Source organism: Bacillota bacterium (assembly GCA_040754315.1).
In the GTDB taxonomy this organism is placed as follows: Bacteria; Bacillota; Sulfobacillia; order DUSP01; family JBFMCS01; genus JBFMCS01.
The window spans coordinates 1-23,259 of the sequence record JBFMCS010000037.1 but is presented as its reverse complement, the minus strand read 5'-3'; the positions used below and the strand labels follow the sequence as shown (position 1 = coordinate 23,259).

At 63.5% G+C, this 23,259-nt stretch carries 21 protein-coding genes and 1 pseudogene; 13 read left to right on the top strand and 9 right to left on the bottom strand.

Annotated features, from left to right (window positions below; genetic code table 11):
- The first annotated feature begins 533 nt into the window (after positions 1-533).
- From larA to AB1576_07470, 3 genes are read left to right on the top strand one after another with little or no spacing between them, the layout of a single operon-like run.
- A complete protein-coding gene (gene larA, locus AB1576_07480) occupies positions 534-1,820 on the top strand; it encodes a nickel-dependent lactate racemase (protein ID MEW6081601.1) in 1,287 nt (428 codons plus the stop codon).
- Between the two features lie 17 nt (positions 1,821-1,837).
- Positions 1,838-2,077, top strand: coding sequence for an FAD-binding protein (locus AB1576_07475; GenBank protein MEW6081600.1), 240 nt, complete (start codon positions 1,838-1,840; stop codon positions 2,075-2,077).
- Positions 2,052-3,419 (top strand): FAD-binding protein, encoded by a 1,368-nt coding sequence (locus AB1576_07470; GenBank protein ID MEW6081599.1) that lies wholly within the window; start codon positions 2,052-2,054, stop codon positions 3,417-3,419. Before AB1576_07475 ends, AB1576_07470 begins: the two co-directional genes overlap by 26 nt.
- On the opposite strand, the gene AB1576_07465 is transcribed toward AB1576_07470, so the two are convergent.
- The 4 genes from AB1576_07465 to AB1576_07450 are packed head-to-tail and all read right to left on the bottom strand — an operon-like array spanning position 3,411 to position 7,637.
- Positions 3,411-3,641 carry a hypothetical protein gene (locus tag AB1576_07465; GenBank protein MEW6081598.1) on the bottom strand — a complete coding sequence of 77 codons (231 nt, stop codon included), beginning with the start codon at positions 3,639-3,641 and terminating at the stop codon, positions 3,411-3,413. The two genes, AB1576_07470 and AB1576_07465, sit on opposite strands and share 9 nt — an antisense overlap.
- Positions 3,638-4,744, bottom strand: coding sequence for a GerAB/ArcD/ProY family transporter (locus AB1576_07460; protein ID MEW6081597.1), 1,107 nt, complete (start codon positions 4,742-4,744; stop codon positions 3,638-3,640). Before AB1576_07460 ends, AB1576_07465 begins: the two co-directional genes overlap by 4 nt.
- A complete protein-coding gene (locus AB1576_07455; GenBank protein ID MEW6081596.1) occupies positions 4,741-5,982 on the bottom strand; it encodes a Ger(x)C family spore germination protein in 1,242 nt (413 codons plus the stop codon). The genes AB1576_07460 and AB1576_07455 overlap by 4 nt, the downstream gene beginning before the upstream one ends.
- Positions 5,979-7,637 carry a spore germination protein gene (locus AB1576_07450; GenBank protein MEW6081595.1) on the bottom strand — a complete coding sequence of 553 codons (1,659 nt, stop codon included), beginning with the start codon at positions 7,635-7,637 and terminating at the stop codon, positions 5,979-5,981. The genes AB1576_07455 and AB1576_07450 overlap by 4 nt, the downstream gene beginning before the upstream one ends.
- A gap of 148 nt (positions 7,638-7,785) precedes the next feature.
- Between AB1576_07450 and AB1576_07445 the strand changes: the two genes are divergently transcribed.
- The 5 genes from AB1576_07445 (at position 7,786) to AB1576_07425 (ending at position 14,960) form a co-directional block, all read left to right on the top strand.
- Positions 7,786-7,917, top strand: coding sequence for a hypothetical protein (locus AB1576_07445; protein MEW6081594.1), 132 nt, complete (start codon positions 7,786-7,788; stop codon positions 7,915-7,917).
- 168 nt (positions 7,918-8,085) lie between these two features.
- A complete protein-coding gene (locus AB1576_07440) occupies positions 8,086-8,292 on the top strand; it encodes a hypothetical protein (GenBank protein MEW6081593.1) in 207 nt (68 codons plus the stop codon).
- A 182-nt stretch (positions 8,293-8,474) separates the two neighbouring features.
- Entirely contained in the window at positions 8,475-10,805 is a 2,331-nt protein-coding gene (locus AB1576_07435; protein MEW6081592.1) for a hypothetical protein, read from the top strand.
- Positions 10,802-13,021, top strand: a complete 2,220-nt coding sequence (locus AB1576_07430) for an N-6 DNA methylase (protein MEW6081591.1) — start codon at positions 10,802-10,804, stop codon at positions 13,019-13,021. Before AB1576_07435 ends, AB1576_07430 begins: the two co-directional genes overlap by 4 nt.
- Positions 12,990-14,960 carry an N-6 DNA methylase gene (locus AB1576_07425; protein ID MEW6081590.1) on the top strand — a complete coding sequence of 657 codons (1,971 nt, stop codon included), beginning with the start codon at positions 12,990-12,992 and terminating at the stop codon, positions 14,958-14,960. The genes AB1576_07430 and AB1576_07425 overlap by 32 nt, the downstream gene beginning before the upstream one ends.
- Before the next feature lie 433 nt (positions 14,961-15,393).
- Here the strand turns inward: AB1576_07425 and AB1576_07420 are convergent.
- From AB1576_07420 to AB1576_07410, 3 genes and pseudogenes are all read right to left on the bottom strand, one after another.
- Positions 15,394-15,614, bottom strand: a pseudogene (locus AB1576_07420) (zinc ribbon domain-containing protein).
- Between the two features lie 237 nt (positions 15,615-15,851).
- The gene (locus AB1576_07415; GenBank protein MEW6081589.1) at positions 15,852-17,138 is read right to left on the bottom strand and encodes an SLC13 family permease; all 1,287 of its coding nucleotides are present in this window, start codon (positions 17,136-17,138) and stop codon (positions 15,852-15,854) included.
- Positions 17,139-17,631: 493 nt separating this feature from the next.
- On the bottom strand, positions 17,632-18,177 hold the full coding sequence (locus AB1576_07410) for a CGNR zinc finger domain-containing protein (GenBank protein ID MEW6081588.1): 546 nt from the start codon (positions 18,175-18,177) through the stop codon (positions 17,632-17,634).
- Positions 18,178-18,293: 116 nt separating this feature from the next.
- Here AB1576_07410 and AB1576_07405 point away from each other — a divergent pair, with 116 nt between their 5' ends.
- From AB1576_07405 to dinB, 5 genes are all read left to right on the top strand, one after another.
- On the top strand, positions 18,294-19,208 hold the full coding sequence (locus AB1576_07405; GenBank protein MEW6081587.1) for a 4Fe-4S double cluster binding domain-containing protein: 915 nt from the start codon (positions 18,294-18,296) through the stop codon (positions 19,206-19,208).
- Positions 19,209-19,329: 121 nt separating this feature from the next.
- Entirely contained in the window at positions 19,330-20,154 is an 825-nt protein-coding gene (locus tag AB1576_07400) for a hypothetical protein (GenBank protein MEW6081586.1), read from the top strand.
- Between the two features lie 159 nt (positions 20,155-20,313).
- Positions 20,314-20,700 carry a GGDEF domain-containing protein gene (locus AB1576_07395; protein MEW6081585.1) on the top strand — a complete coding sequence of 129 codons (387 nt, stop codon included), beginning with the start codon at positions 20,314-20,316 and terminating at the stop codon, positions 20,698-20,700.
- Positions 20,693-20,815, top strand: a complete 123-nt coding sequence (locus tag AB1576_07390) for a hypothetical protein (protein ID MEW6081584.1) — start codon at positions 20,693-20,695, stop codon at positions 20,813-20,815. Before AB1576_07395 ends, AB1576_07390 begins: the two co-directional genes overlap by 8 nt.
- On the top strand, positions 20,812-21,987 hold the full coding sequence (gene dinB / locus AB1576_07385; GenBank protein ID MEW6081583.1) for a DNA polymerase IV: 1,176 nt from the start codon (positions 20,812-20,814) through the stop codon (positions 21,985-21,987). Before AB1576_07390 ends, dinB begins: the two co-directional genes overlap by 4 nt.
- A 3-nt stretch (positions 21,988-21,990) precedes the next feature.
- Here the strand turns inward: dinB and splB are convergent, their stop codons facing one another.
- The gene (gene splB, locus AB1576_07380) at positions 21,991-22,998 is read right to left on the bottom strand and encodes a spore photoproduct lyase (protein MEW6081582.1); all 1,008 of its coding nucleotides are present in this window, start codon (positions 22,996-22,998) and stop codon (positions 21,991-21,993) included.
- A 103-nt stretch (positions 22,999-23,101) separates the two neighbouring features.
- A partial coding sequence (locus AB1576_07375) for a zinc ribbon domain-containing protein (GenBank protein MEW6081581.1) occupies positions 23,102-23,259 on the bottom strand: 158 nt, incomplete at its 5' end.

Below are 23,259 nucleotides of genomic sequence, written 5' to 3'. Positions count from 1 at the left end.
ACGGACAGTCTAAACGGGCGTGGACAGGATGTAAGACTTTTCGGAGCAATCCTGGATGAAGCGTCAAAATTGGCCGAAGAGAGGCGGCCTTCCAAACTTGCGATTTAGGTAGGTTTGGTAAACCAGGATTGACGATAACCTCAGTGTACCTCTGGTGTCAGGGTTCGTAATGTTCCTGGCCTCGAACTTACCATACATCGCCGGAAGCCCGGTGGCACTTTGAGCGGGGTGCGCGCGGCAAAAGAGGAAACGGCATCCTGGCCTGGAGTACCAGGAAGGACTGGCGCCCAGAATGCCGCGAAGGGGCAGTGGGCCGGCCACGCCAGTGGTGCCCGGGCTGGCCCTGCAACATCACCTCGCCCATTCCCTCTCTCGCTCACACTTGCTCTCCGGGGATGTTCTAAAGGCGCACCCTTGGCAGTTCCGGAAGGTCTAGTGACACCTCCTTGAACGCGTTCTTTTTCGCCCATCGTGCCCAAGGAGTATTCCGGCTCCCGGCCGAAACACTAGACTCTGGAAGGGGGGGTTTGCCCGTGAACGATAACATGGCGACCTTGAGTCTCCCCTACGGGAAGGGCTGCCTGAAGGCGAAGATCCCCGCAGGCAACCTCCTGGGCACCATTGTCCCAAGGGAAGCCGCACCGGGTCTGGGTGCCCAGGGGGTCGACGAGGCCCTGGACCACCCCATTGGCAGCGCTCGCCTGGAGGATATGGCGAAGCCGGGCATGAGGGCATGCGTCCTGGCCAGCGACATCACCCGCCCCGCCCCCAGCGCCCTCATGGTGCCCAAGGTCATAGAGCGCCTCCGGGCAGGGGGGGTACAGATCGAGGACATCACGATCCTCTTCGGCCTGGGCATACACCGGGGGCACCAAGAGGCAGAGAGGGCTTCCCTGGTGGGCCCGGAGACTGCCCGAAGCGTGAGGTGCCTGGACAGCGGTGAGAGCCCCTACCTGCGTGTGGGCGTCACCCGGAGGGGCACTCCCGTTGAGATCTCGGAGGTGGCCGCCCGGGCGGACCTGCTGGTGGCCACGGGCAACATAGAGTACCACTACTTCGCTGGCTTTTCCGGGGGTGTCAAGGCACTGGTGCCCGGGGCCTCCTCCCCCAGTACCATCAGCGCAAATCACTCCCTGCAGACCCTGCCCGGGGCAGAGGCCGGCCGTCTTGAAGGGAACCCGGTGAGAGAGGACCTGGAAGAGGCTGCCGCGCTGGTGGGGGTTGACTTCATCCTAAACGTGGTCTTGGACGAGGAAAAGCAGGTGGTGCATGCCGTATCGGGGCACCCAGTGGAGGCCCACCGCAGCGGCTCTGCCTTCCTGGCGTCTCTCTACGAGGTTCCCATCCCTCGCCTGGCTGACGTGGTCATCGTGTCGCCGGGGGGCTATCCCAAGGACATTAACCTCTACCAGGCCCAGAAGGCCCTGGATAACGCGATGCCCGCTGTGCGCCCCGGGGGGGCTGTCATCCTGGCAGCCCAGTGCCCCGAGGGGTTTGGAGAGGACTGCTTCCGGGAGTGGATGCTAGAGGCCCGGGACCACCGGGAGATCCTGGACAGGGCGTGCCGGGGCTTCGTGCTGGGGGCCCACAAGGCAGTGGCCTATGCCAGGGCGGCGGAACGAGCCTCCCTGTACCTTGTATCAGAACAGCCCCAGGGCACGGTGGGTCGCCTTCTCAGGCAGGAGCCGGATCTGGGCAGCGCCCTGCAGCATGCCCTCGGCCGGCTAGGGGATGACGCCATGGCCTGGGCCATGCCGCTGGGCGGCTCGACCAGGCCAAGACTGGACAGGGGCGGGAGAAAAGACTCCATGTCCCGGTGACGAGGAGGAAGAGGCCTGTGAACTTCGGAGAGATCGCCAGGCACAAGACGGGGGTGCTTGTCATCGGGGGAGGGGGCGCCGGGCTCCAGGCTGCTGTGGCGGCCGCCTCTAGAGGGGCCGCGGTCACCCTGGTGAGCAAGAGCCCGGTAGGCAAGGCCAACTGCACTGCTGTGTCAAGGGGCGCCCTGGGGGGACCCCCAGGACTCCCCCCAGGTCCACGCGGAAGATACCTTGCGGGGCGGCTCCTGGCTGGGTGACAGGGCCATGGTGGAGGCCATGACCCAGCGAGTCGTGGATGAGATGAGGCTCTTTTGGGAGGAAGGCGTGGATTTCCTGGAGTCGGGGGGCAAACCCCACACCAGGTGGGCGGCGGGTCACTCCAAGCCCAGGATGATCAATACCCGCCACTCCTCGGGCGCGGACTTCACACGGTTCCTGGTACGCAAGGCCCTGGCTAAGGGAGTGACTCTCCTTGGCGGGATAACCGTGGCGTCTCTCCTCAAGGATGCTTCAGGCAGGTGCGCCGGGGCGCTGGCAGTCTCAGCGGAGGGCCTCTCCATATACCAAGCCTCCGCGGTGATCCTGGCCACAGGCGGGGGCGCCAGGGCCTACGCCCGCTCGGATAACCCTCGAAGAGCCGTGGGTGACGGCTACGGGCTGGCCTACCAGGCGGGGGTTCCCCTGGTAGACATGGAGTTCGTGCAGTTCTACCCGGTATGCCTGGCGGAGCCCGGCAGGGCGCCCCTGGTTATCATCTATGATGCCCTCTTAGAGGCCGGGGCGCGCCTGGAGAACAGTGAAGGCCGGAACATACCCGATCTCTACGGCATGGAAGGCCTGGGATCCCTCACGCGGGATGCCCTTGGACAGGCCATCTGGAGGGAGGTATCCGAGGGCCGGGGAGTGAACGGGGGGGCGCTCCTGGACATTACCACCATCCCGGCAGGGAAGGCCGGGAGGATCAGTCACCTTTGGCCCAAGGGAACCGGGCGCTATAAAGTGGCCCCGGCGTGTCACTTCTTCATGGGGGGCGTGGTGACGTCACCGTCAGGGGAGACGGAGGTGCCTGGCTTGTTCGCCGCCGGGGAGGTGGTAGGAGGGGTCCACGGTGCCAACCGGCTGGCAGGGAACGCCCTGGCAGAGGCGTGGGCCTTAGGCCGCGCGGCGGGGGAGGGCGCAGCCGCCTCGGCCATGGATGGATGTCCCGGCAAGCCCGGAACCGGGGAGGCCCTGGAGGACCTCCACCGCTTGGCCCTGGGCAAGCCCGGCCGCCAGTCACAGGTGCCCTCGATAATGTGGGAGCACGTCTCCCTGGAGAGGCGCCGGGATGGCCTCATCAAGGCCCTGGCCCTCTTGGACCATGAGGCGGAGGCCCTTAGTGCCTCCGGGACCCAGGACTTCGCGGGTCTCATGGGACTCCTGGAGGACCGGTGGATGCTCCTGGCAGGGGAGATGGTCACCAGGTCCGCCCTGGCCCGGGAGGAAAGCCGGGGTGCCCACTCAAGGAGCGACCACCCGGCTGAGGACCCCTCCTGGAGGTGCCCCTTGGAGATCAGGAGGGGTCCGGAAGATATGAGGATAGAGCCCCGCCTAGGGTAGAAGGGGCTTGGGAAGTATGGGGCGGATGATGGTCTCCACCAGGAAGAGGGGGCTAGGGATCTCCGCCCCGAACACCTGGCCAATGGCCATGAAGAGCCCGGCGGCCACGAGGAGCCCGTAAACCGCCAGCTCCCTGCCCCTTCCCTCGCCTATGAGGGCGGGAAGGTCCGCGAGGGCTATGAGGAGGTAGATGAGAACCACGCCTGCGGATTGAAGGATCACCCCTTCCTCACCCCCTCCGGGTTCGCGATGAGAGACCTTATAAGACCTGCCAGGAGGATCACCGAGGGTACGAGATATTCAAAGGGCAGGGCGAAGGGGCCGAAGAACACCTCCAGGAAGCCCGCGACCCCCACGACGCTGGTGGCCAGGCGCTGGGCCACGCCGATGAGGAGAAGTCCCACCACGAGGGCAAGGCGCCTGTAGTCCTTGAGGCCGAACACCTGGGCAATGGAGAGGCAACACGCATACTGGAATATACCGAACTTCACGAATACCGCGGCAAGCCAGAACGTCATCAAGAAGATATCCAACCGGTTCAGAAACCCTCCGATGGTCACCACTCTGAACAGGGAGAATGTGGGGAACACCAGGTGGTCTGGGAGCACAGGCCCAAAGGTGGCCACCACGGCGATGCCGTTGATGATGAGGATGCCGCCGAGGATGAGGTTGGCCCAGAGGACAGCCTTCCCAGCCTCCTGGGGCCTGCGCAGGTTCGGGATCATCAGTGTGAGTATGATCATCTCCCCCCGGAAGGCGCTGGCGCTCAGTGATGCCCTGGCGAGGCCCCATGGCCCTGCCTCTCCCAGGGGCCTGAGGCGCTCGAGGTCCATGAGAGGGAGGGTGAAGAGCAATGTTACCAGGATGACGATGATGAACAGGGGTATGAACCAGTTAACCCGGGCTATTACCTCGATACCCTGCCGTACCATGTAGGAGACAGCCAAGCCCATCACGCCCAGGAACACTATGAGGGGGGTCTCCCGCATGAAGACCGAGGTCATGAACTCCCCCACCTCCCTGAGGATCACCGAGGCGGTGATGAAGAAGAACACAACGTAGCCAGCACCTATCGCCTTTCCAATGTAGGGGCCGAGGAAGGCCTCGGCATTCCCCAGGAGCCCCCTTTGAGGGAATCTCTTTCCGAAGCCGTAGGTCAGCAAAGAAAGGTAAAGCCCGCTCCCCGTGGCTATAAGGGGTGCCATCCAGGCATCCTGCTGGGCTACCGCCGCGATGGAGGGCAGGAATAGGATGGCGGTGGGGAACACCGTCGTTACCATAAGCCATGTTGCCTGCCAGGTGGAGACCCGCTCCTCTTGCGTCACCCATCACCCCCGATTTGTCTCCAGACCCCGGTGGGGTGCAGGATCTGCTGGGTCGTCACGAGCGTGGTTCTGATGTCGTAGGTTACCTGTGCTCTGGGGAAGTAGTGATCCCGCCAGCGGGAGCTGGTCCTTCTCCAGGCATCTGGGTCGTGCCGGGCGAGCCTTTCGCCGAAGCCGAAGACATCCGAACCGGCGGACTGGGCCTTTTTGACGGCCGCCCTCATCTCGTCCTCCGCTGCCTGGGCAAAGGCTGCCTCCAGGTCCCTGACCACCTCAGACTGGGAAAGGTCCACGGACGGGTCGTAGAGTTCCCCCGCGCTGCCCAGTTCTACCAACTTGACGCTGACCCGGACGGTGTCACCCTCCAGGCTCACCTTCACAGTGGTAGAGGAACGCAGTATCTCCACGGATGCCTTTCCAATATCTGGTGAGTGGACGGTGATTACACCGGAGTCCGTCTCTCCAAGAAGCCTGTTGGCACCCCTGGTCTCAGCGGGGTCCAGCCAGCCCACGAGCCTGTCCTCCCTGAACATGCCGGATCCCCCCAGCCGCAGGGACCCGGAGGGGTCGGATCGGCCTCCGGTCCCGGGGAGCTTTCCCTCTGGGTCTCTGATGGGTTCCACCCTGGGGATCAGGGGATCCCTGCCCTCGGCCACCATTACCCTGGCCACGTCCAGAAGGTCCACGGGCACAGTCTTGGAGTGCCGCACTGCGTTGGCGATCATCCCGAAGAGCTCCTGAGCCGGTGTCTGCTCCTGCGCTCCCGGTGCCCTCAAGATATCCAGGGCCTCAACCCCGGTGAGCACCACCCAGCCGTTCAGGCGGAAGTCGCCCTTTCTCAGGAAGAAGTCAATGATGGGAAAGATGCCCTGCCGTGCTGCCTCGTGCCCTATGATCGCGATGTTGCTCTGGCCCAGGAAGAGCTTGCGGGATGACTGGGTGGCGAAGTTACGTTCCGCCTCCCAAATGGTTTCACCTGTTGTTGCCGCCGTCAGGAAGGGCCTGGTATCCACCATGGCTGTTCCTCCGCCTCCTGGGCTGCCTCCTTGGTCCCTGGGCCTGGGGATCTCCACTATGAAACGCCAGGCCCCCTTGTCCTCCTCGGGGAGCCTGTCCACCCCCACGGCGGTCACGATGGCCAGGTCATTGATCTCCCGGCGGCTCCAGCAGGAAGTGGCCAGGAAGGCCAGGGCCAGTGCCAGGACAGTGAAGGAGACGCGCCTCAATGATGGTATCACCCTTTCTTCCCCCAGCCCATCCAGTTCCAGAGGGTTGTAAGGGGGGCCCGCCCCGGAGCCTGCCTCAGGGCCTGCCTAGTCCGGTTGGCGCTGCCCAGGGATTGGGGTCTCCTGGTCATGGCCCACAAGGGCACCCTCACTGCCACGTCCTTCATGTCGCCCAGGGAGAATGGGGAAATGGGCGCGAGGTAGGGAGTGCCGAAGGACTTGAGGGCTGCTAAGTGGGTCGTCACTACCATGAGGGTGACCATGATGCCAAAGAGGCCCATGCCGGCTCCGGCGGCGATGAGCAGGAACCTGAGAAGCCTCAGGGCCACCGTCATGGCGAAGGAGGGTACCGCGAAGGTAGCCAGGCCGGTCAGGGCTACCACCATGACCAGGGCAGGGGAGACGATGCCGGCCTGGACCGCGGCCTGGCCCAGGACGAGTGCCCCGACTATGCTGAGGGCCTGCCCCAGCCTGCCTGGGAGCCTCAACCCGGCCTCCCGGAGAACCTCGAAGGTGAATTCCAGGATGAACACCTCAACGACAGCGGGGAAGGGTACCCCTTCCCTCTGGGCCGCGATGCTGAACACGAGCTGGCTGGGAAGCATCTCCTGGTGGAAGGTGGTGATGGCTACGTAGAGTCCTGGCAAGAGGAGGGCAGTGGCCATGGCAAGGATCCTCACCAGCCGGGCGAAGGTGGCTATGAAGAAGCGCTCGTAGTAGTCGTCACTGGCCTGCAGGAACTGGACGAAGAGGGTTGGCACCAGGAGCGCAAAGGGGGTGCCGTCGGTGAGTATAGCGACCCTGCCCTCCAGGAGGGCCGCGGTGACCTTGTCCGGGCGTTCTGTATGCTCGATCTGGGGGAACGGGGAGAAGGGATTATCCTCTATGAACTCCTCAATGTAGTTGCTCTCCAGGACGCCGTCCACGTCGACGGTATCCAGGCGCCTCCTGACCTCCTTGACGAGGTTCTCCGGGGCAAGGCCCTGGATGTAGGCCAAGAGCACCTCGGTGTGAGTGGCCCTTCCCAGGCGGAAGGACTCGAAGGCCAGGGCGGGCGTACGGATCCGCCTCCTTAGCAGTGCCATGTTGGTCCTGAGGGTCTCAGTGAAGCCCACCCTGGGGCCCCGGATGACGATCTCCCCGTCGGGCTCCTCCACCGGGCGGTTCTCCCACCCCCTGACCGAGAGGATCAAGGCTTTGTCCTGCCCATCCACGAACACGGCAGTATCCCCGGCGAGGATGTGGCCGATCACCGCATCCATGAGGTCGGTCTCCTGGACGTCCCCGATGGAGATGGCGTGGTTCTTGAGGTACTCCAGCGGAGAGGGGCCGGAGAGGAAGTCGCTCCGAGGGCCCTGGCGCGCCTGGACCAGCATGGATTCCAGGGCGTTCCGGTAGAGGAGGGGCTTGGAAACCAGTTGCTCAATGTACACCAGGCCCACCTTGACCCGGTTCTTGATGCCCAGGTGAACCTCTCTGAATATGACGTCGGGGTTATGGCCTATTGTGCCCTTGAGCTCCTCCAGGTTTTTGTGGAGGCCGGGGTGGACCTTGGCCGTCACCTTCTCCCGGGGCCCGCTGGGTATGGGATCGGGTTTGGAAGTGGAATTCTCCCTGGCCCTCCCGCCCCGGGCCAGGCGTCTCAGAAAGCCCAGCAGTACTCCCACCTCCCCTCTCATCTAGTCTGGCCTGGAGCGCCCGGGATATGTGCCAGGAAACTACCCGGGCGGGGGAAGAAGGGGAAGGGGCCAGGGGGATGGAAGGGAATAGCTGGACATGTGTAGACAGGCAGCACCACAAGGGGAGGTAGCACCTGTGGAACTGGACTGGCCAGCCAGGAGGGCTGTGATGGATGGCCTCAAGGGGGCGGTGGGCCTGACCCCCGTGGTCAGGTTGTCCAGGATCACCCCGGGGACCAAGGTGAGGATCCCGGCAAGGCTGGAGTAATTCTCCAGCGAGGACAATGCCAGGGCCCACCACCTGACCACAGGGCCGGAGGTATGGGGGAGGCGGGGAGAGGCAGACCTATTCGTGGCCTCCGGGGGAGCGGCGGAACTGTAAGCGGAGTGTGAAGGTTCCTCAAGGAGAGGGACCCCGGCGTGAAGGTGCTGGTGGTTGAACCCGAGGTGTGCGGTGCTCTCCGGGGGTGGCCTGGGTTCCCACAGCATAGAGGGGATAATCATCCAGGCAAGTTCCGAGGAGGCCCTGGAAGTGGCCCGCTCGCTGGCGCGCCTTCAGGGAATGTCCTGCGGCATATCCGCAGGCTGTAACGTGGCGGCTGCCTCATGGCCTCAAGGCACTTTACGCGGCTTAGGACCATAGTCACCTTGATCGGTGAAAACGGCCTAAGGTACCTGTCAACGGAATTGTGCGGCGGCCCTGGCTTTGGCCAGCATACCCGCCACAGGAGAGGCGTGTGAGGCCCGAGGATGCAAAGAGGCTTAAAGGACGGACCCTACAGGTCATATCCAGGCTCTTAGATGTGTGAGGGGGAAGATGAAGGCGTGCAGCCTGAGCTGAGCACCGAGGACGTTTTCCCGCAGGACCTTGAGGACCCCGAGGGTGGCTCGTGGGTGGAGCGTGTGGCGCTCCTCCACGGGCGGTTGGTGAGGCAGGGCGTGCCCCGGGAGCCTGCGGGCAGGGCTATCCTGGATATCATCGCCCTGGGGATGGCGGTAGATAGAGGCCTTCTTACCGGGGGTCCGCTGGCCCGGGCAGCCAGCGACCTCGAGGCGGGGAGGGACCCCTTCCCTGATCTGGCCCTGGCCTGCCTCCGCCTGAGGGATGCCGTGGGGAACACGCTCTTCCCTGGCGGTTCTGAATTAGGGGTCCTGGCAGGAGATGCCCTCCTGGCGGTCCTGGAACTAGTAGGGGAGGGGCCTGGCCCACTGGATGCCATGGGGGTCCTCTACTCCAGGCTGTGCCTGGAGATACCGAGGAAGGCCCGGGGCATCTACTACACGCCCCAGGCCGTGGTACGCTTCCTGGTGGACCGCACCCTGGGGGCCACCCTCAGGGATCTTGAGGGTCGTTACCTGGAGGCGCTCTCCCGGGGAGATCGGGAGGGCTTTCTTGAGGCTGTAGCTGGCACCGGGAGGATCCGGGTGGTAGACCCGGCCATGGGTGCTGGGGCCTTTCTGAGCGAGGCGCTCAGCCTTCTCCTTGGGTTCTTCCAGCGCCTCCGGGACATGGCCGGGGCATCCGGCGTGGCCAAGGGGGCACCTGCGCTTGAGGCCCTCCTGTCGCAGGGTCCCTGCCCTATGGTGTACGGGGTGGAGATCGACCCCTTCTCCCGGGACGTTGCCGCCCTAACCCTGGCGCTCCAGGCAGGTGTGGACCCCTCAGCTAGTAGCGTGGCGCTTGGGAGGAACCTCCGGGTGGGCAACGCCCTTACCTCCCCGGCGCCCTCAAGGGAGGTGCTGGCCCTGGATCACGGCCCAGACCTGGCTTGCATGGTCAGGGCCAGGGTGAACGGGGCCCCGGGGACCACCCCCGGGTGGGCGCGGCAGGTGGCAGGAGGCATTGAGGAGTTATTCTCACCGGACGCTTCGTGGAGCCAGAGCCCCAGGGCCTTTCCCTGGGAGCTTGAGTATCCCGAGGTGTTCTTCGATAGCCGCGGGTGCGTGAGGCCGGGCGCCGGCTTCAGCCACGTCCTGGGGAACCCGCCCTGGTCCAGGCTGAGACAACTGGCCTCTCCCTCGGAGAAGGCCCAGATGGCTGCCTTCTTTGCCCGCAGGTACCGCCACCAGCGGGGAAACCACAACCTCTACAGGCTCTTCGTTGAACTCTCCCGGGAGATCGTGGCCCCCGGTGGGAGGATCGGGCTGGTGGTTCCCTCCTCCTTTCTAGGGGAGGCCTGCTCGCTTCCATTGAGGAGGCTTCTCCTGGATGCGGGGCTGGAAGGGGTTGTGCGGGTGCCCAAGAGCCAGGTCAAGAAGGGCTTCGAGGCAGCCCCTCTGGTGGAGGCCGCACTGGTCTGGACTGGCGGCTCGGAAAGGCAGGGCGTGTGGCTGGCTGAATGGGGAAGGGGCGGTGTGGACCTCCCCCCGGACGGAAGGGTTCTCGGAGAGGGCAGGGCAATCCCCAGGCTCACGCTGCCCGCGGAGAGGGCGGTCCTGGAGAGGGTCTCCCGTTTGCCCCGCCTGGGCACCCTCGGGCGGATCCGCGCCGGGGAGGGGCCATTCCACGAGTCCGCTCACAAGGAGTTCCTTTCCCGGAACCCCGCTGATGAGCCCCTGGTGCGGAGGATGAGGGTTCACCGCTACCACCTGGATCTCAAGGGCGGTTCCCACTGGAGGTACCCCATGTTCCTCAGGCGTGAGGCCTTCCTGGAGAGGAAACCGGGGGCTGTCAAGTTGCCCCCCGTTCTGGTGGGCAGGGAGGTACTCCAGGTTGGCGAGACCCGCCGCCTGAAGTTTGCCCTCCTTGATGAGCCCCTCATAATAGGCAACTCCGTACTCTGGCTCGAGCCAGGGGGAGCCGATCCCTACCTCCTCCTGGCCCTGCTTAACTCGGCCTTCTCGGAGTGGTACTTCCGGGCCTTCTCCTCGACCTACCACGTGAAGGGGTACGAGATCGTGAACATTCCCGTGCCCCCCCTTACCCGTGCCATGGCCCGGGGTCTCTCCCTGGGTGCGCGCAGCCTCGAGGCTTCCCGCGGGGAGGACCTAACGCTGGACAGGGCAATGGACCGTTCGGTCTACCTCTGTCTTGGCCTGCCAGAACCCGAGGTCCAGGCGATTGAGGAGTCCTTGGGGGATTCCGGTTTGGGACCTCTCCCTTCTCGGGAAGAGGCCATAGCCACCCTGGCTTGGGTGGGGGAGGGGTCAGGGTGAGGGCCACACTGCGCTCGCTCTTGGCCGCCGGCGGGGGTGAGGACCGTGCCAGGGAGGTTTTCAGCGCCCTGGGCTACCACCCCCGGAAGGGAGAGGCCTCCTTGGACGGGCTCGACGTCCGGTGGCTGGCCTCCGCCGAGGGGGTGGATGTTTACCACCTCTGTGTCTCCCAGGGCCTTCCTGATATGGACTCCCTGTTACACGGGGACAGGGGCTCTAGCCAGGTCCTGTTGTGGCTGGATACCCCCGGAGGATGCTGGCTCGCGGCTTGCCCGGGAGGGCGCACGGTGCTCCTAAAGATGGATGAGGCAGGACTCCCCCGGCTTGCATCCCTCAGGGCTGGCCCGGGGCTCCCGGAGGGGCTCTCCCGGGCATTTGACTGGCAAGGCCTCTGGAGGCGCTTTACTAGGGATTTGGCCCTAGCCCTGGAGCGGGCTGGCTGTTTCTGGACGGTGGCGGGCTGGCTCTTCCTGTCCATGCTGGCTGCCGGCGAGGGGGCCCGCGGCTGGCCCGCCGGTGATAACCCCTACCGGGTGACCAGGGATGCCCTGGATGCCCTGGGAAGGGGTGGAGAGATGTGGCCAGGTGGGCCCGTGGCGCCCTGGGGCGGGGTGCTGAGTCCCGGGGAGACCCGTGCCCAGGATGGCGAGGGGCTAATGGAGGCCCTAGGAGCACTGGCTGCCTACCCCTACACCCACCGGGAGCACATCCCCGGAGCGCTGGAACTGGCCATAGGGCCGGGCGCCCTGGGGATGGCATACGAAGGCTCCCTGAAGGGCAGGAAGCCCACGGGGAGGTTCTACACACCCCTGCCCGTGGCGCTATTCGCGGTGGGCCAGGCCCTCTCAGTGATAGAGAGAGGAGATGGGCCCCCCAGGGTGGCGGACCCTGGGGTGGGGCTGGGGGTTTACCTGGTCGCGGCCATGGAGGTCCTGGCGGCTCAGGACCCGTCCCTATCCAGGGAGAGAATAGTCCGAGAATGCCTCCACGGGGTGGATATGGACGCAAATGCCCTGGAGGTGGCACGCTGGCGCCTTTGGCTGGCTGCCCGGGACAGGGGCGAGCCCCTGAGGCCCTTCCCCGCCGGGAACCTTGTCGAGGGAGATAGCCTGGAGATGGAGGGTTTCTCCTGGTCCCGGGCATTCCCCCAGGTCTTCCGGGAGGGGGGGTTCCACCTGGTGGTGGGCAACCCTCCCTATCTCTTCGGTGAGCAACTGAAGGGCCTGCCCAAGCCCAAGGGTTACCGGCTGGCGAAGGGCCAGTATGATGCGGCGTGGCTCTTCTGGGAGAGGTCCGTGAACTGCCTGGCCCGGCCTGGAGGTGTGGTCTCCCTCCTGACCAGTGACGCGCTGTTGGCCAGGGATGAGCCGGAGAGGGTCCGGCGGTTCCTCCTGGAGAACACCAGGCTTGAAGCCATCATCAAGGTCGGGCCGGTTTTTCCCGCAGGGGTTTCCGGGGCAGTGGTCCAGGCCCGCCCGGGAAGACCGTCAAGGGGCAAGGTCCGGGTCTACACCCTTTCGCAAGACGGGTTCCGCGAGGCCGGGGGGCTGGATACCAGGGCAATCCTGGCTGAGCCCCGGCGCCGTTTCCTGGTGGAGGGTGGCATAGAGGTGCTCACGACCATGCGGGCCTCCGGGCCCATCCTGGGGACCCACTACAAGATCTCCCGGGGAGAGGAGACGAGTCCCGCCAGGCACGTCCACACCCATAGTGGCCTTCCCGTAGTGGCGGGCAGGGACGTGAAGCGCTTGGCGAGCCTCAGGCCCAGCATGGTCATGGACCCCCGGGAGGCGCGCAAGGACCCCATGAACTACCTGGCGCCGAAGGCAGTGCTGGTGAAGACTGGCCGGCTCCTGCGGGCCACCCTTGACTACCATGGGTTCGTCACCCTCCAGTCCGTCTACAATCTCAGACCGGCGGGGGCGCTCTCCGTGGAGTTCCTGGCGGGACTCTTGGCATCCAAGGCGCTGAACTACTACGTGGTGAAGGTGGCCACTGCCCACAAGGGTATATTCCCCCAGCTGAACCAGAGCACTGTACTGGAACTGCCACTGCCGGGCGGCGACCCAGGATCCCTGGAGCGGAGGGTTGGGGAACTCTACGGGACTGGCATGCAGTGGGACGGCCTCCTGGATGGCATCGTCTACGCTCTCTACGGGCTTGCAGCGCCCCAGGTGAAGGAGGTTGAGGACTACTTTGCCGCTGGATGCCGCTAACCTGCTGGCGGATGCCAGGGGCATGGTGAAGGCCCTGGGCAAGCACAGCGGGACAGGGAGCCTGACCTGGCTGGTGCTGCACATGGCGGCCTTGAGGATGGCCGAGCCTGCGGGTCTTTCCACCCAGGGCTGGCTGGAACAGGTAGTGCACGATGCCGCCAAGGGGGACCTCGGGTCCCTTTGCCGGGTCTTCCCCCTGGAGGGCCTGGGAACTGGCCGGGACCTTGAGCCTTCCTGTGTGAGAAGGGTTGGCCTCTTCTGGCTGGAAAGGGACATCGGGCCAGGGGACGCTGGCATCCTGGGTTATCTCTATGATTGCCTCCACTGGGACGAGAGGGCCGCGAGGAAACGGCGAGGACTGTTCTACACACCTCCTCACTTGGCCCGACACATGGTGGAGGGGTGCCTCGGCCCCCTGGCGGAGTGCTGGGACGCTACCGCCGGGCCCCTGAGGTTCCTGGACCCAGCGTGTGGTGGAGGCACATTTCTCATCGAGGCCCTCCGGTGGTTCCAGCGAGTTGGGCCCCCTGGTTTGAGCCTGTGCCTGTATGGTGTGGACGTGGATGCCCTTGCTGCCAGTGTGGCCCGCTTCTCCCTGAGGCTCCTCACCCAGGACGGGACGGGAGTGACTTGCCAGGTGAAGGTGGGGGATTCCCTGGTCTGGCCGGGGAGTGCAGAGATTCCCCCTGGAGTGAGGGGTTTTGACTACGGGTCCCAGTTCCCGGAGGTCTCCGGGGCGGTCAACCCAGGGTTTCACGCTGTGGCCACGAATCCCCCCTGGGTGAGGCTAAAGGACATGGGAGGGGTCCCCGAAGGCCTTTCCCGCTACTTCCAGGCTCGTTACCGCCTGCAAAAGGGCAACCTCAACCTCTACAAGCTCTTCTGGGAGAGGTGCCTCGAGCTGGTGTGTAACGGGGGGTTTTGTGCGCTCATGCACCCTGCCACCTTCTTGGGTGAGGACCAGTCCGTGCTCTTGAGGAGGCGGATCTTCGAGGGTGCCACGGTCATTGAGGTCCTGCAGTTTACAGTGCCTGATATGAAGGGGTTTTTTGGAGGCGGGCCCGTAATGGAGGGCGCGGTAACCCTGGTGAAGAAGGAGCCCTCCGGTGACTACGTGTTCCGGTTGGGATCAGGGCCTGGTCTTCGAGCCTTTGAGCTATCCAGGGCCCGTTTGGAGGTCCTCACCCGGGGGCGCTACGAGGTACCCAACCCGGGGGTTACCGGGGAGTGCCTGAGGCTTCTAGAGAGGTTGTCGGCACACCCCAGGCTTGACCAGATCATTGAGATGGTGGGGGAAGGGCCATTTCACGAGACTGCCGACGTGGACCTGGCTTCCTGGGAGAACACAGGACACATCCTTCTCAGGGGGATCCACGTGCGCCGGTACCGGGTGGACCTGCGGGCGGCCGGCCGGTTGCCCCCGTGGGTGAACCGCCAGGAATTCCTCGCCAGGAGACCGGCGGCCATCACGTCCACAGCTCGGCGCCCGGTCCTCATTGGCAGGCAAATGGTGCACCGGGGGGAGGCAAGGAGGCTTCACTTTGCCCTCCTGGAGACGGAGGCCGTTCTCTCCAACGGTGTCCGGTACCTGTTCCCCAGGGAGGGCGTTGACCCCTGGTATGTGCTGGGCCTGCTGAACTCGAGCCTTCTTGACTGGCGCTTTTCCGTCTTCTCCAGGACCTTCAACACCAAGCCCTACGAGCTCAGGTCGCTCCCCCTGGCACCAGTGATCCATGCCGAGGGCATCGCCTCCCTGGCCCAGCGCATCACTCATGCCAGGGGTGCTGGTGACCGTGATGTGGAGGCTCGCCTGGAGGCCGCCCTGGATTGCCTTGTGTATGATGCGTACGGGCTGGAAGAGAGAGAAATAAGCCTGGTTGAGACATGTGGGAGGGTGCTGCCCTCGGTTGACGAGTCTAGGAGACTGGCGCTGGACTAAGCCTCGATGACAGGATCACCCTTCTGGCGCCTTCGGCCTCAGGTTGCCGGTTCAGCCTGTCCCCGCCGGGCGGCTCATGGATTGAGGTTAAGATCGATAAGTGGCATGACCTGAATAGCCGGGTGACCACCAGCCTGGCTGAGGCAGGCTGGTCTGCCCTGCGGCTGGCCGAGGCAACGGTGGGTGATGTGTTCTCAGATGTACTGTGGTGTTGGTGCCGAGCGTTCAAAACCAACCTGCCCAATGGGGATGATTCCTGCCAGGCCGCTACCCTGCCTTTATTGAACGGAAGTAGCTGCAAGTGTTCACCAGTCATGGACTAGACCGCTAATGCGCGACTCTTCCCCAATTTCCCCGGTAAGACGTGTTCCGTTCCTCATTGACTCTAGACCCCGTTTGATAGAGTAGGCCGGCCTCTTTCAAGGCCCGCCCCTCAATGAACGGCCGAAAGGCCGAGGAGACGAAGCCCCTGCGCTTCTATGTTCCACGCTGCATTCTCGTCCCGGTCGTGAATGGCTCCGCACTCAGGACATGTCCACTCCCTGATTGAAAGCGGCATCTTATCCATCCTGTAACCGAGTCGTGACAGAGTTTGCTGGATGGGAACCACTGGTCGATTTCCACCAGCGTTCTACCATACCACTGCGCCTTGTATTTCTCAAGCGGAATCTTCATCCCACGGGGAAGCAGGTAACGGGCTGATCCTCGTTCATGGCGGGTGCCCCGCCTAACCAGGCCTTGGACCTTGAATACTGGCGCAGGCAGGGCTGATAGGCTTGCCGCTCGCTACCTGGCGCTCCGTTAACAACCCTTAACCGCCCGGTGCAGACCGGCATGCCGGATGGTGTGGGGGGACGGGGGCTAGACGCCCCCCCACCCGTTCTTAGGACTCTAGAAGGGCCATACCACAGGGACGATGGCGAGGATCCCTGCGTAGGCTATCAGGTTGAAGATGCCCCCCACCATCAGGTAGTCCTTGAACCTGTAGCCTCCCTGCAGCACCAGGGTGTTGGGGGGGGTGCCCACAGGCGTGCAGTAGGCGGCGGCGCAGGCCGTCGCCAGGGCCATGAGCACTGGGTAGGGGGATATGCCCAGCCCCTGGCACATGAAGAGCGCTATGGGGGCCAGCATGGCTGTGGTGGCAGTGTTGGACATTACCTGTGTCATGACCATCCCGAGACCGCTGATCACCGCCAGGATGAGGAAGGGATTGGGCTGGCTGCCCAGGGCGCCTATGGCGGTGTCCGCAATGAGGCGGCCGGCGCCGCTCTTGTCAAGGCCTGCGGCAAGACCCATGGAGCCCGCCAGGACCAGGAGTGTGGTCCAGTCCATATCCCTGTAGGTATCCTTCTCCGAGATACAGCCCGTGAGTATTACCAGCACCGCTCCGAGCATCGATGTAAGGTGAACCGGGATGGCCTCAGTGGCAAAGAGCACTACGCACAGGGCCATTATGGCGGAACAGGTGATCATCTTCCTCTTATCCTTGGGCTTTTCATTGCCGGAGTGATGGGTCAGGCTCACCTTGGAGGGGGTGGTCTTCTTGGTCACGGTGCCGTAGAAGACGGATTGCTCGATCTTGTACCCAAGGGTCTGCATGTAGAGGATGAGCAGGACCAGAAGGGGGCCACCGATCAGGGCGAACTCGAAGAAGCCAAAGGGCTTCAATCCCGCGGTGTCCAGGATGCCTTGGACTATCAGGGGGGGAGTGGACCCCACCAGGGTCAGCATACCCCCAGTGTTGGCGGCGAAGGCCAAGGGCATCAGGAGGTTCTTGGCTCTCACCTTCCCCCGGGAAGCCGCGGCCATCCCCATGATAACGGGGATGAAGAGGGCTGTGGCGGACGAGTTGTTCAGGAAGCCTGAGAGCAGGCCCACTACCACCATGACGACCAGCATCACCTTGCGCTCGCTGTTGCCGGTCACCCTTGCCAGGACACGACCCATCTCCTGGGCGACGCCGGTCTCGAACAGTGCGGTGCCCACCACTATCATGCCTCCAACCAGGAACACAACCTGGGAGGAAAAGCCGCTGAAGGCAACGGAAAAGTCCACCACATTGAAGAGGGCCAGTGCAACACAGGCGCCCACCGATGTGAGGGCCAGGGGTATCTTCTCCGTTATGTAAAGCACGATGACAACTCCAAGGATTACAAGGGCTGTTACGGATGCGTCCATTGTGGATCCGCCTCTTTCCAGTTAGTCGTTATCTCCAGGGGACCAGGCTCCGTGCCTGCTATCAGCGCAGGATGTGAAGGGGCCGCGGTCCAGGAATGCTCCATTCCCTGCCGGGCCTATTGGCCCACCGATCCATAGTTCCTATTTCGTTAAGTACAAGCATAACCGGTTCTAGACACGTCAATTGGACCAGCATTCTCAGGGTCCTCCTATCCATGAAACCCCCTTTTGGGGAGAATGTCAACCCCGGCTTCAATATTGTGAACTCATTCACATATCTGAGCTTTTTAAAAGGGCCGCATGGACCCTGGGGTTCATCTCCCTCTCGGTGTGGACTTCGACACGCGCGGAGCGTTTCCTGCCAAGGCCTGGGCAATGGGCTGGAATATTCCTTCCGGAGGGTGGCACGTTTCGTGCAAGCCAGGTTCCGGTCTTGGGAACATTGGACCAGTCCATTGAACTGGCACTCGAGTTGGGGCTATCATGTTGGGCCCTAGCCCCCTGACTGCCTCTTCCTTGCCCGGAACCTCCTAACCTTCAAGAGGTTGCCGCAGGTTTTATCGCACCAGCGCCGGTTCCGGCTCCGGCTCTCATCGTAGAAGACCCACTTGCAGTCAGGGTTTTCGCAGATCTTGATCCGGCTGCGCTCCCTTTGGGCCAGGAGGTTTGCGCAGGAGGCGGCGATCTCTGAGAGTACCCAGTCCCAGTCCTTCTCAAAGGGCACCAGCACGACCCTCTCATTGCCTGTCTTTCCCGAAAAGACCCGCCCGAGACGGCATAGTGATAGGTAGGCGTTCAGCGCGCCCAGGTCCTCCTGGGTGAGTGCCTGCCCCTGGGCCACCCTGGCCAGGAGCCCCTCCAGGAAGGTGCGAAGGTGCAATAGTGAGGCCAGGTCTGCGGATCCGGGAGAATCCGGGACCTCCAGGCTCCACTTGGCAAGGAACCCCTTGAGCCAAGTGGGATCCCCCAGGGGTTCCCGGAAGAGACTGTGGGTGTTATACCACTTGGTGTTCACGAAATCCAGGCAAAGGCTTTCCAAGGGTTGTAACCCCCTATTGGACTATTGACCGTTACATGTGCCCGTGGTATGTTAATTATAGTCCTGTAACCCCCGTAAGTCAAAACGGTGGTTACAACAAAGAAGGGGGTGCCCCCGTGGCGAGCAGTGTGGCAGGCAGGTTCACCGCTGCCCTGGAAGGCCTGGGAGCCAGGGTGAAGATCCTTCCCATCCAGAGGTGGGAGGACGTGGAGAGGGAGATGGCCGGGCATTACAAGCAAATGGATAGGGCATTCTTCGAGACCTGGTTTTCTGGGCGGTTCCGGGCTTGTGACGACCACCTCCCGGGCGCCCAGTCCCTGGTGGTGGTTGCCGTTCCAAGTCCAGTGGCTGAGGTGAGGTTCAGCTTTAGGGACGGCAGCCGCTCCTTCACCGTGCCTCCCACATACGTCTACAGGGAGGATGAGCAGAGGGTCTCCGGGGTCCTCTCAGGCACACTGGGGGCCGAGGGTCTCCATTTCAAGAGGGCCGAGCTTCCCGCGAAGCTCCTGGCGGCCAGGAGCGGCCTCGGTGAGTACGGGCGAAACAACATTTGCTACGTAGGGGGAATGGGGAGTTTCTGCCGGCTCATGACATACTATGCCGGCCTCTTGCCCCAGGACGATGACTGGCGGGAGGCCAAGTCCATGGATGCCTGCGAGGGGTGCTCGGCCTGTATGAGCCAGTGTCCCACGGGCAGCATCCGCCGGGACAGGTTTCTCATCGGGGCTGACCGGTGCCTCACCAGCTTCAACGAGATGGGCGGGCACTTCCCCTCGTGGCTGGACCCCCGCTGGCACCACTGCCTTGTGGGGTGTATGAGGTGCCAGGCGGTGTGCCCCCAGAACCGGGACTACCTGGGCAGGGTGACCGTGCAGGGCACCTTTGACCTGGCGGACACCTCAATGATCCTGGAGGGATTGCCCCTTGAAGACCTGCCCGCCCGGACCCAGGAGAAACTCGAGGTTCTAGGGCTGAAGGAGTACTATCCTATCCTCGGGCGAAACATTTCCCTGCTTGTATCCTTGGAATGAGGCAAGACCTCCCACGCCATTCCCTCGGGGTTCCTTTGCAGGTATGGGGCATTACCATGGAGAAGCAAGCAATCATGACTTGAGTCATCCCTGTAACACATGGTGAAAGGAGGCCGGGGCAGTGAATAATTTCGGCTGGATATGGCTTATATTAATCCTGTTTACCCTGGTGCCCGTCATCCGCCAGAGGCAGCTGGAAATGGAGCGCATCCGGATAATGAGGCAACTGGAGAAGAAGAGGGGCTCCCGCTTCATCAGCATGATCCACAGGCAGGAGGCCCTGGCCTTCTTCGGGCTGCCTCTCTCGCGCTACATCAACATTGAAGACTCCGAGCAGGTGCTGAGGGCCATTCGCATGACGCCGGACGACATGCCCTTGGACCTCCTGCTCCACACGCCGGGTGGGCTTGTGCTGGCCTCGGAGCAGATAGCCAGGGCCCTGCGGCGCCACCCTGCGAAGGTCACCGTGTTCGTGCCCCACTATGCGATGTCCGGGGGCACCCTGGTTGCACTGGCCGCGGACGAGATCGTCATGGACGAGAATGCGGTCCTGGGTCCCCTGGACCCCCAGGTTGGGAACTTCCCGGCGGTGTCCGTTCTCAAGGCTGTGGACATGAAGCCCCGGGAGAGGGTGGACGACGAGACGCTGATCCTGGCGGACGTAGCTGCTAAGGCCATGAGCCAGGTAAAGGCTACCGTCCTGGAGGTTCTCAAGGAACGCCTTGACGAAGAGAAGGCCGAATTCGTCGCTGACTACCTCACCGATGGCCACTGGACCCATGACTACCCGATAACCTGCGAGGAACTCGCCCGCCTGGGGCTCCCTGTGTGCGGGGCGCTGCCGGAGGAGATATACAGGCTCATGGACCACTACCCGCAGCCGTCCGGCCGGAGGCCTTCTATCCAGTACGTACCATTGCCCTACCGGAGGGAGAAGGGCGCCTAGCGCCCCAGGAGTACCCAGAGGTAACTCCCATAGGAGAGGAGAGGGCTTAGGCCCTTCCAGCGCTCCCTCTTGCGCGAGGTCCAGGCCAAGGTGAGCAGGGTCAATCCGAAATAGACCAGTGCGGGCGCGTCCAGCCGGGCGAAGCCCGCACCTAGCCATGTGGGGGCCAAGACTGCGCTGAGCCCCAGGGTGGTCCGGAGCGGCGGGGAGCTGTCAGCGCTGGTGCTGGACGTGAACGACCTTAAGACAGCCAGTAACCGGTTCGGTCATACCACGGGGGACTGGATGCTCCAGGCGTTTGCCAAGATCCTCAGGGCATTTACCCGGGAGAGTGACGTGGTAGCCCGGTACGGAGGGGACGAGTTCGCCGTGCTGGCTCCCGGTTCCGGAAGGGCAGAGGCCTTGGCCATGGCCCAGGATCGAGAACGCCTTGGCCCAGAGCCAGCCTGGAGGGCCCGAGGGTGTGGTGCGGCTCAGCGCCTCCATGGGCGTGGCGGTGTGCCAGGGGAATGCCATCTACTGGGAGGACTCGGTGAACGTGGCTGATGCCCGGCTCTACCAGGCCAAACACGCCCACAAGCGGAAGAAGGGGTGCATCGTGAAAGAGCCACCGGGGGTGCCAGGGATTCGAGGGCGCGGGGAGAAGTTCTTTCCTGGGTGAGCCTAGTGAGGCGATATGTGCTACTGTGTGACCTGGATGCATTCTATGCCTCTGTCGAGCAGCGTGACAACCCCGAGTACCGGGGGAAGCCCCTGATAGTGGGGGGGAATCCCGACAGCAGGGGGGTAGTGTCCACCTGTTCCTACGAGGCACGGGCCTTCGGTGTTCGCTCAGCCATGCCTTTGGCTACCGCCAGGAGGCTATGTCCCGGGGCTGTCTTCGTAGAGCCCGATATGGCCAAGTACCAGGCGGTTTCAGGCCAGTTCCTCGAAATCCTGGATCGCTACACCCCGGATGTGGAGGCCGTCTCCATCGATGAGGCCTATCTTGAGGTCCGGGGGCCCGAGGGCCGCGGCGTTGAGGTAGCCAGGGACTTAAGAGCCCAGGTCAAGCGGGACCTGGGCATTACCGTGTCTGTGGGGATAGCCATCAACAAGTTCCTGGCGAAGCTGGCGGCGGAGATGGCCAAGCCCGACGGCCTCCGGGAGATTGACCCCAAGGATGCTGAGAGGCTCTTGGAACCCCTGGATGTCGGGGTGCTCCCGGGGATCGGGGAGAGGACAGGCTCGAAGCTGCGGGCCATGGGCATAAGGAGGGTAGGGGATCTCAAGGGGATGCCCCCTTTGTTCTTCAAGACACACTTTGGCTCCAGGGGCAGGGCCATGATGGAGTTCTGCAGGGGGGTGGACCAGAGGGAACTGGAACTGGGGTCAGACCCCAAATCCATGAGTGAGGAGACAACCTTCTCCAGGGATGTGGCGGACATGAACACCCTGTCCTCGACGCTTCTGGGCTTGGCCGAGGCCCTGGGCTACAGGCTGAGGTCATCCGGGTTCCTGGCAAGGACCGTCACGCTGAAGCTCCGCACCGAGGACTTCGAGAGCACCAGCCGTTCCAGGAGCCTCCGGTCGCCCACCGCCGACGACATGCTCTTGTACCAGGCTGCCCGGGACCTCCTGGGTGCTGGGACCGGCACGAAGAGGGTGAGGCTCACCGGCATCCAGGTCTCCAACCTGGTGTCCCGGAGGGATGCCCTTCACCAGGGTGACCTCTTTGAGGACAGCCAGGCATCCCAGCGGCAGGAGGCACTCCTTGAGACCATGGACCACCTCCGCAGGCGCTTCGGCATGCAGGTGATACGGAGGGCGGGGGGCCGGCTGCACCGCCGGTGAAGCCTAGACCACGTAGCGTACTTGCGAACCTGGAAGGATCCTCTGGGTCTCCTCCTGGAGGAAGGCCCGGATGTCCTCAAGTACCTTGGGCGGGTAGACGTACTTCCCGTAGCCGAACTGGCCGAACCGGTACTGCCGCCCCTCTTCCTCCAGGGGAAGGAGGGTGCCCGGGTGTCTCGCGAGTATGAGCCTCTTTGCGCGGGCTGTGAAGCGGTGGGTGACAACCTCGAGAAAGGGGGCCCACTCGGCAGCCTTGGCTACCTGCCTAAGAAGATCCTCGAGTTCCTCTTTCCACCCTGGGTAAACCATGACCGGGGCCACCAGGAAGCCCACTGCGTACCCTGCTTTCCACAGTTGCCTGGCAGCTCTTACCCTTTCGCTGGTGGGAGCTACCCCGGCTTCGAATGTCTCCTCCACGTAACGAGGGCTCAGGGACACCCGGGCCTCAGTGTGGCCTCCGTGCTCCACGCCCAGCAGGCCGGACACCTGGGGGTCCTTAGTTACGAAGCGAAAGCGGCCTTTCTCCTGGCCCGCGAAGAACCTCACGGCTGAGGCCAGCGAACCGGTGTAGGGTTCAACGGGCACCGGGTCCGACGTGCAAGACCCCTCAAAGGAGGTCTCCTTGGGAAGACGCTCCTTGATGTACCGGCCTGCCCTGGCCAGGATCTCGTCGACGTTGACGTAGACACGGATGTAAGGGCGCGGGCCCAGCGTGGTCTGGAGGTAGCAGTACTGGCAGTGTCCAGGGCAGCCTGTGACCAGGGGCAGGGCGTAGTCGGCCGAGGGCCGGGACCCCTGGAATTCCAGCGAACGCTTGACCCCCACAACCAGGGTGGCCTTGGCCTCCGCGTAGGCCCGCCTTGGTGTGTCCCCAGGGACTCCTGTGACCCGGTTGTGGCCAGTTGTGTAGGAGAGTGGTAGCCCGGAGGACTTGAAGCGGTGGTAGAGTCTCTCACCCAGGGGGTACCTGAGGGCGTCCCTTTCAAAGAATACCCTTTTGGGCACGAACATGCGGTATCACCTCAAGGAGTAGTATGGTCCATGGGGTGTGAACCAAGACTTCCTCCCAGTCGTTGACAACCTTTGCAGTGCCCTGTAGCATATGACATGTAAATCAATCATGTGAAGGCTCCCCTGAATGAATCCAGGGGCTTCTAGGGCAAAGGCCCAGGGCTTGCCTTCCCAAACCCAAAATGTTTAGCGCGGCATTGTGGTCACGGCCTAAAACCATACCGCAACACGGACAACTGAAAACCCTCTCCGACAACGGCA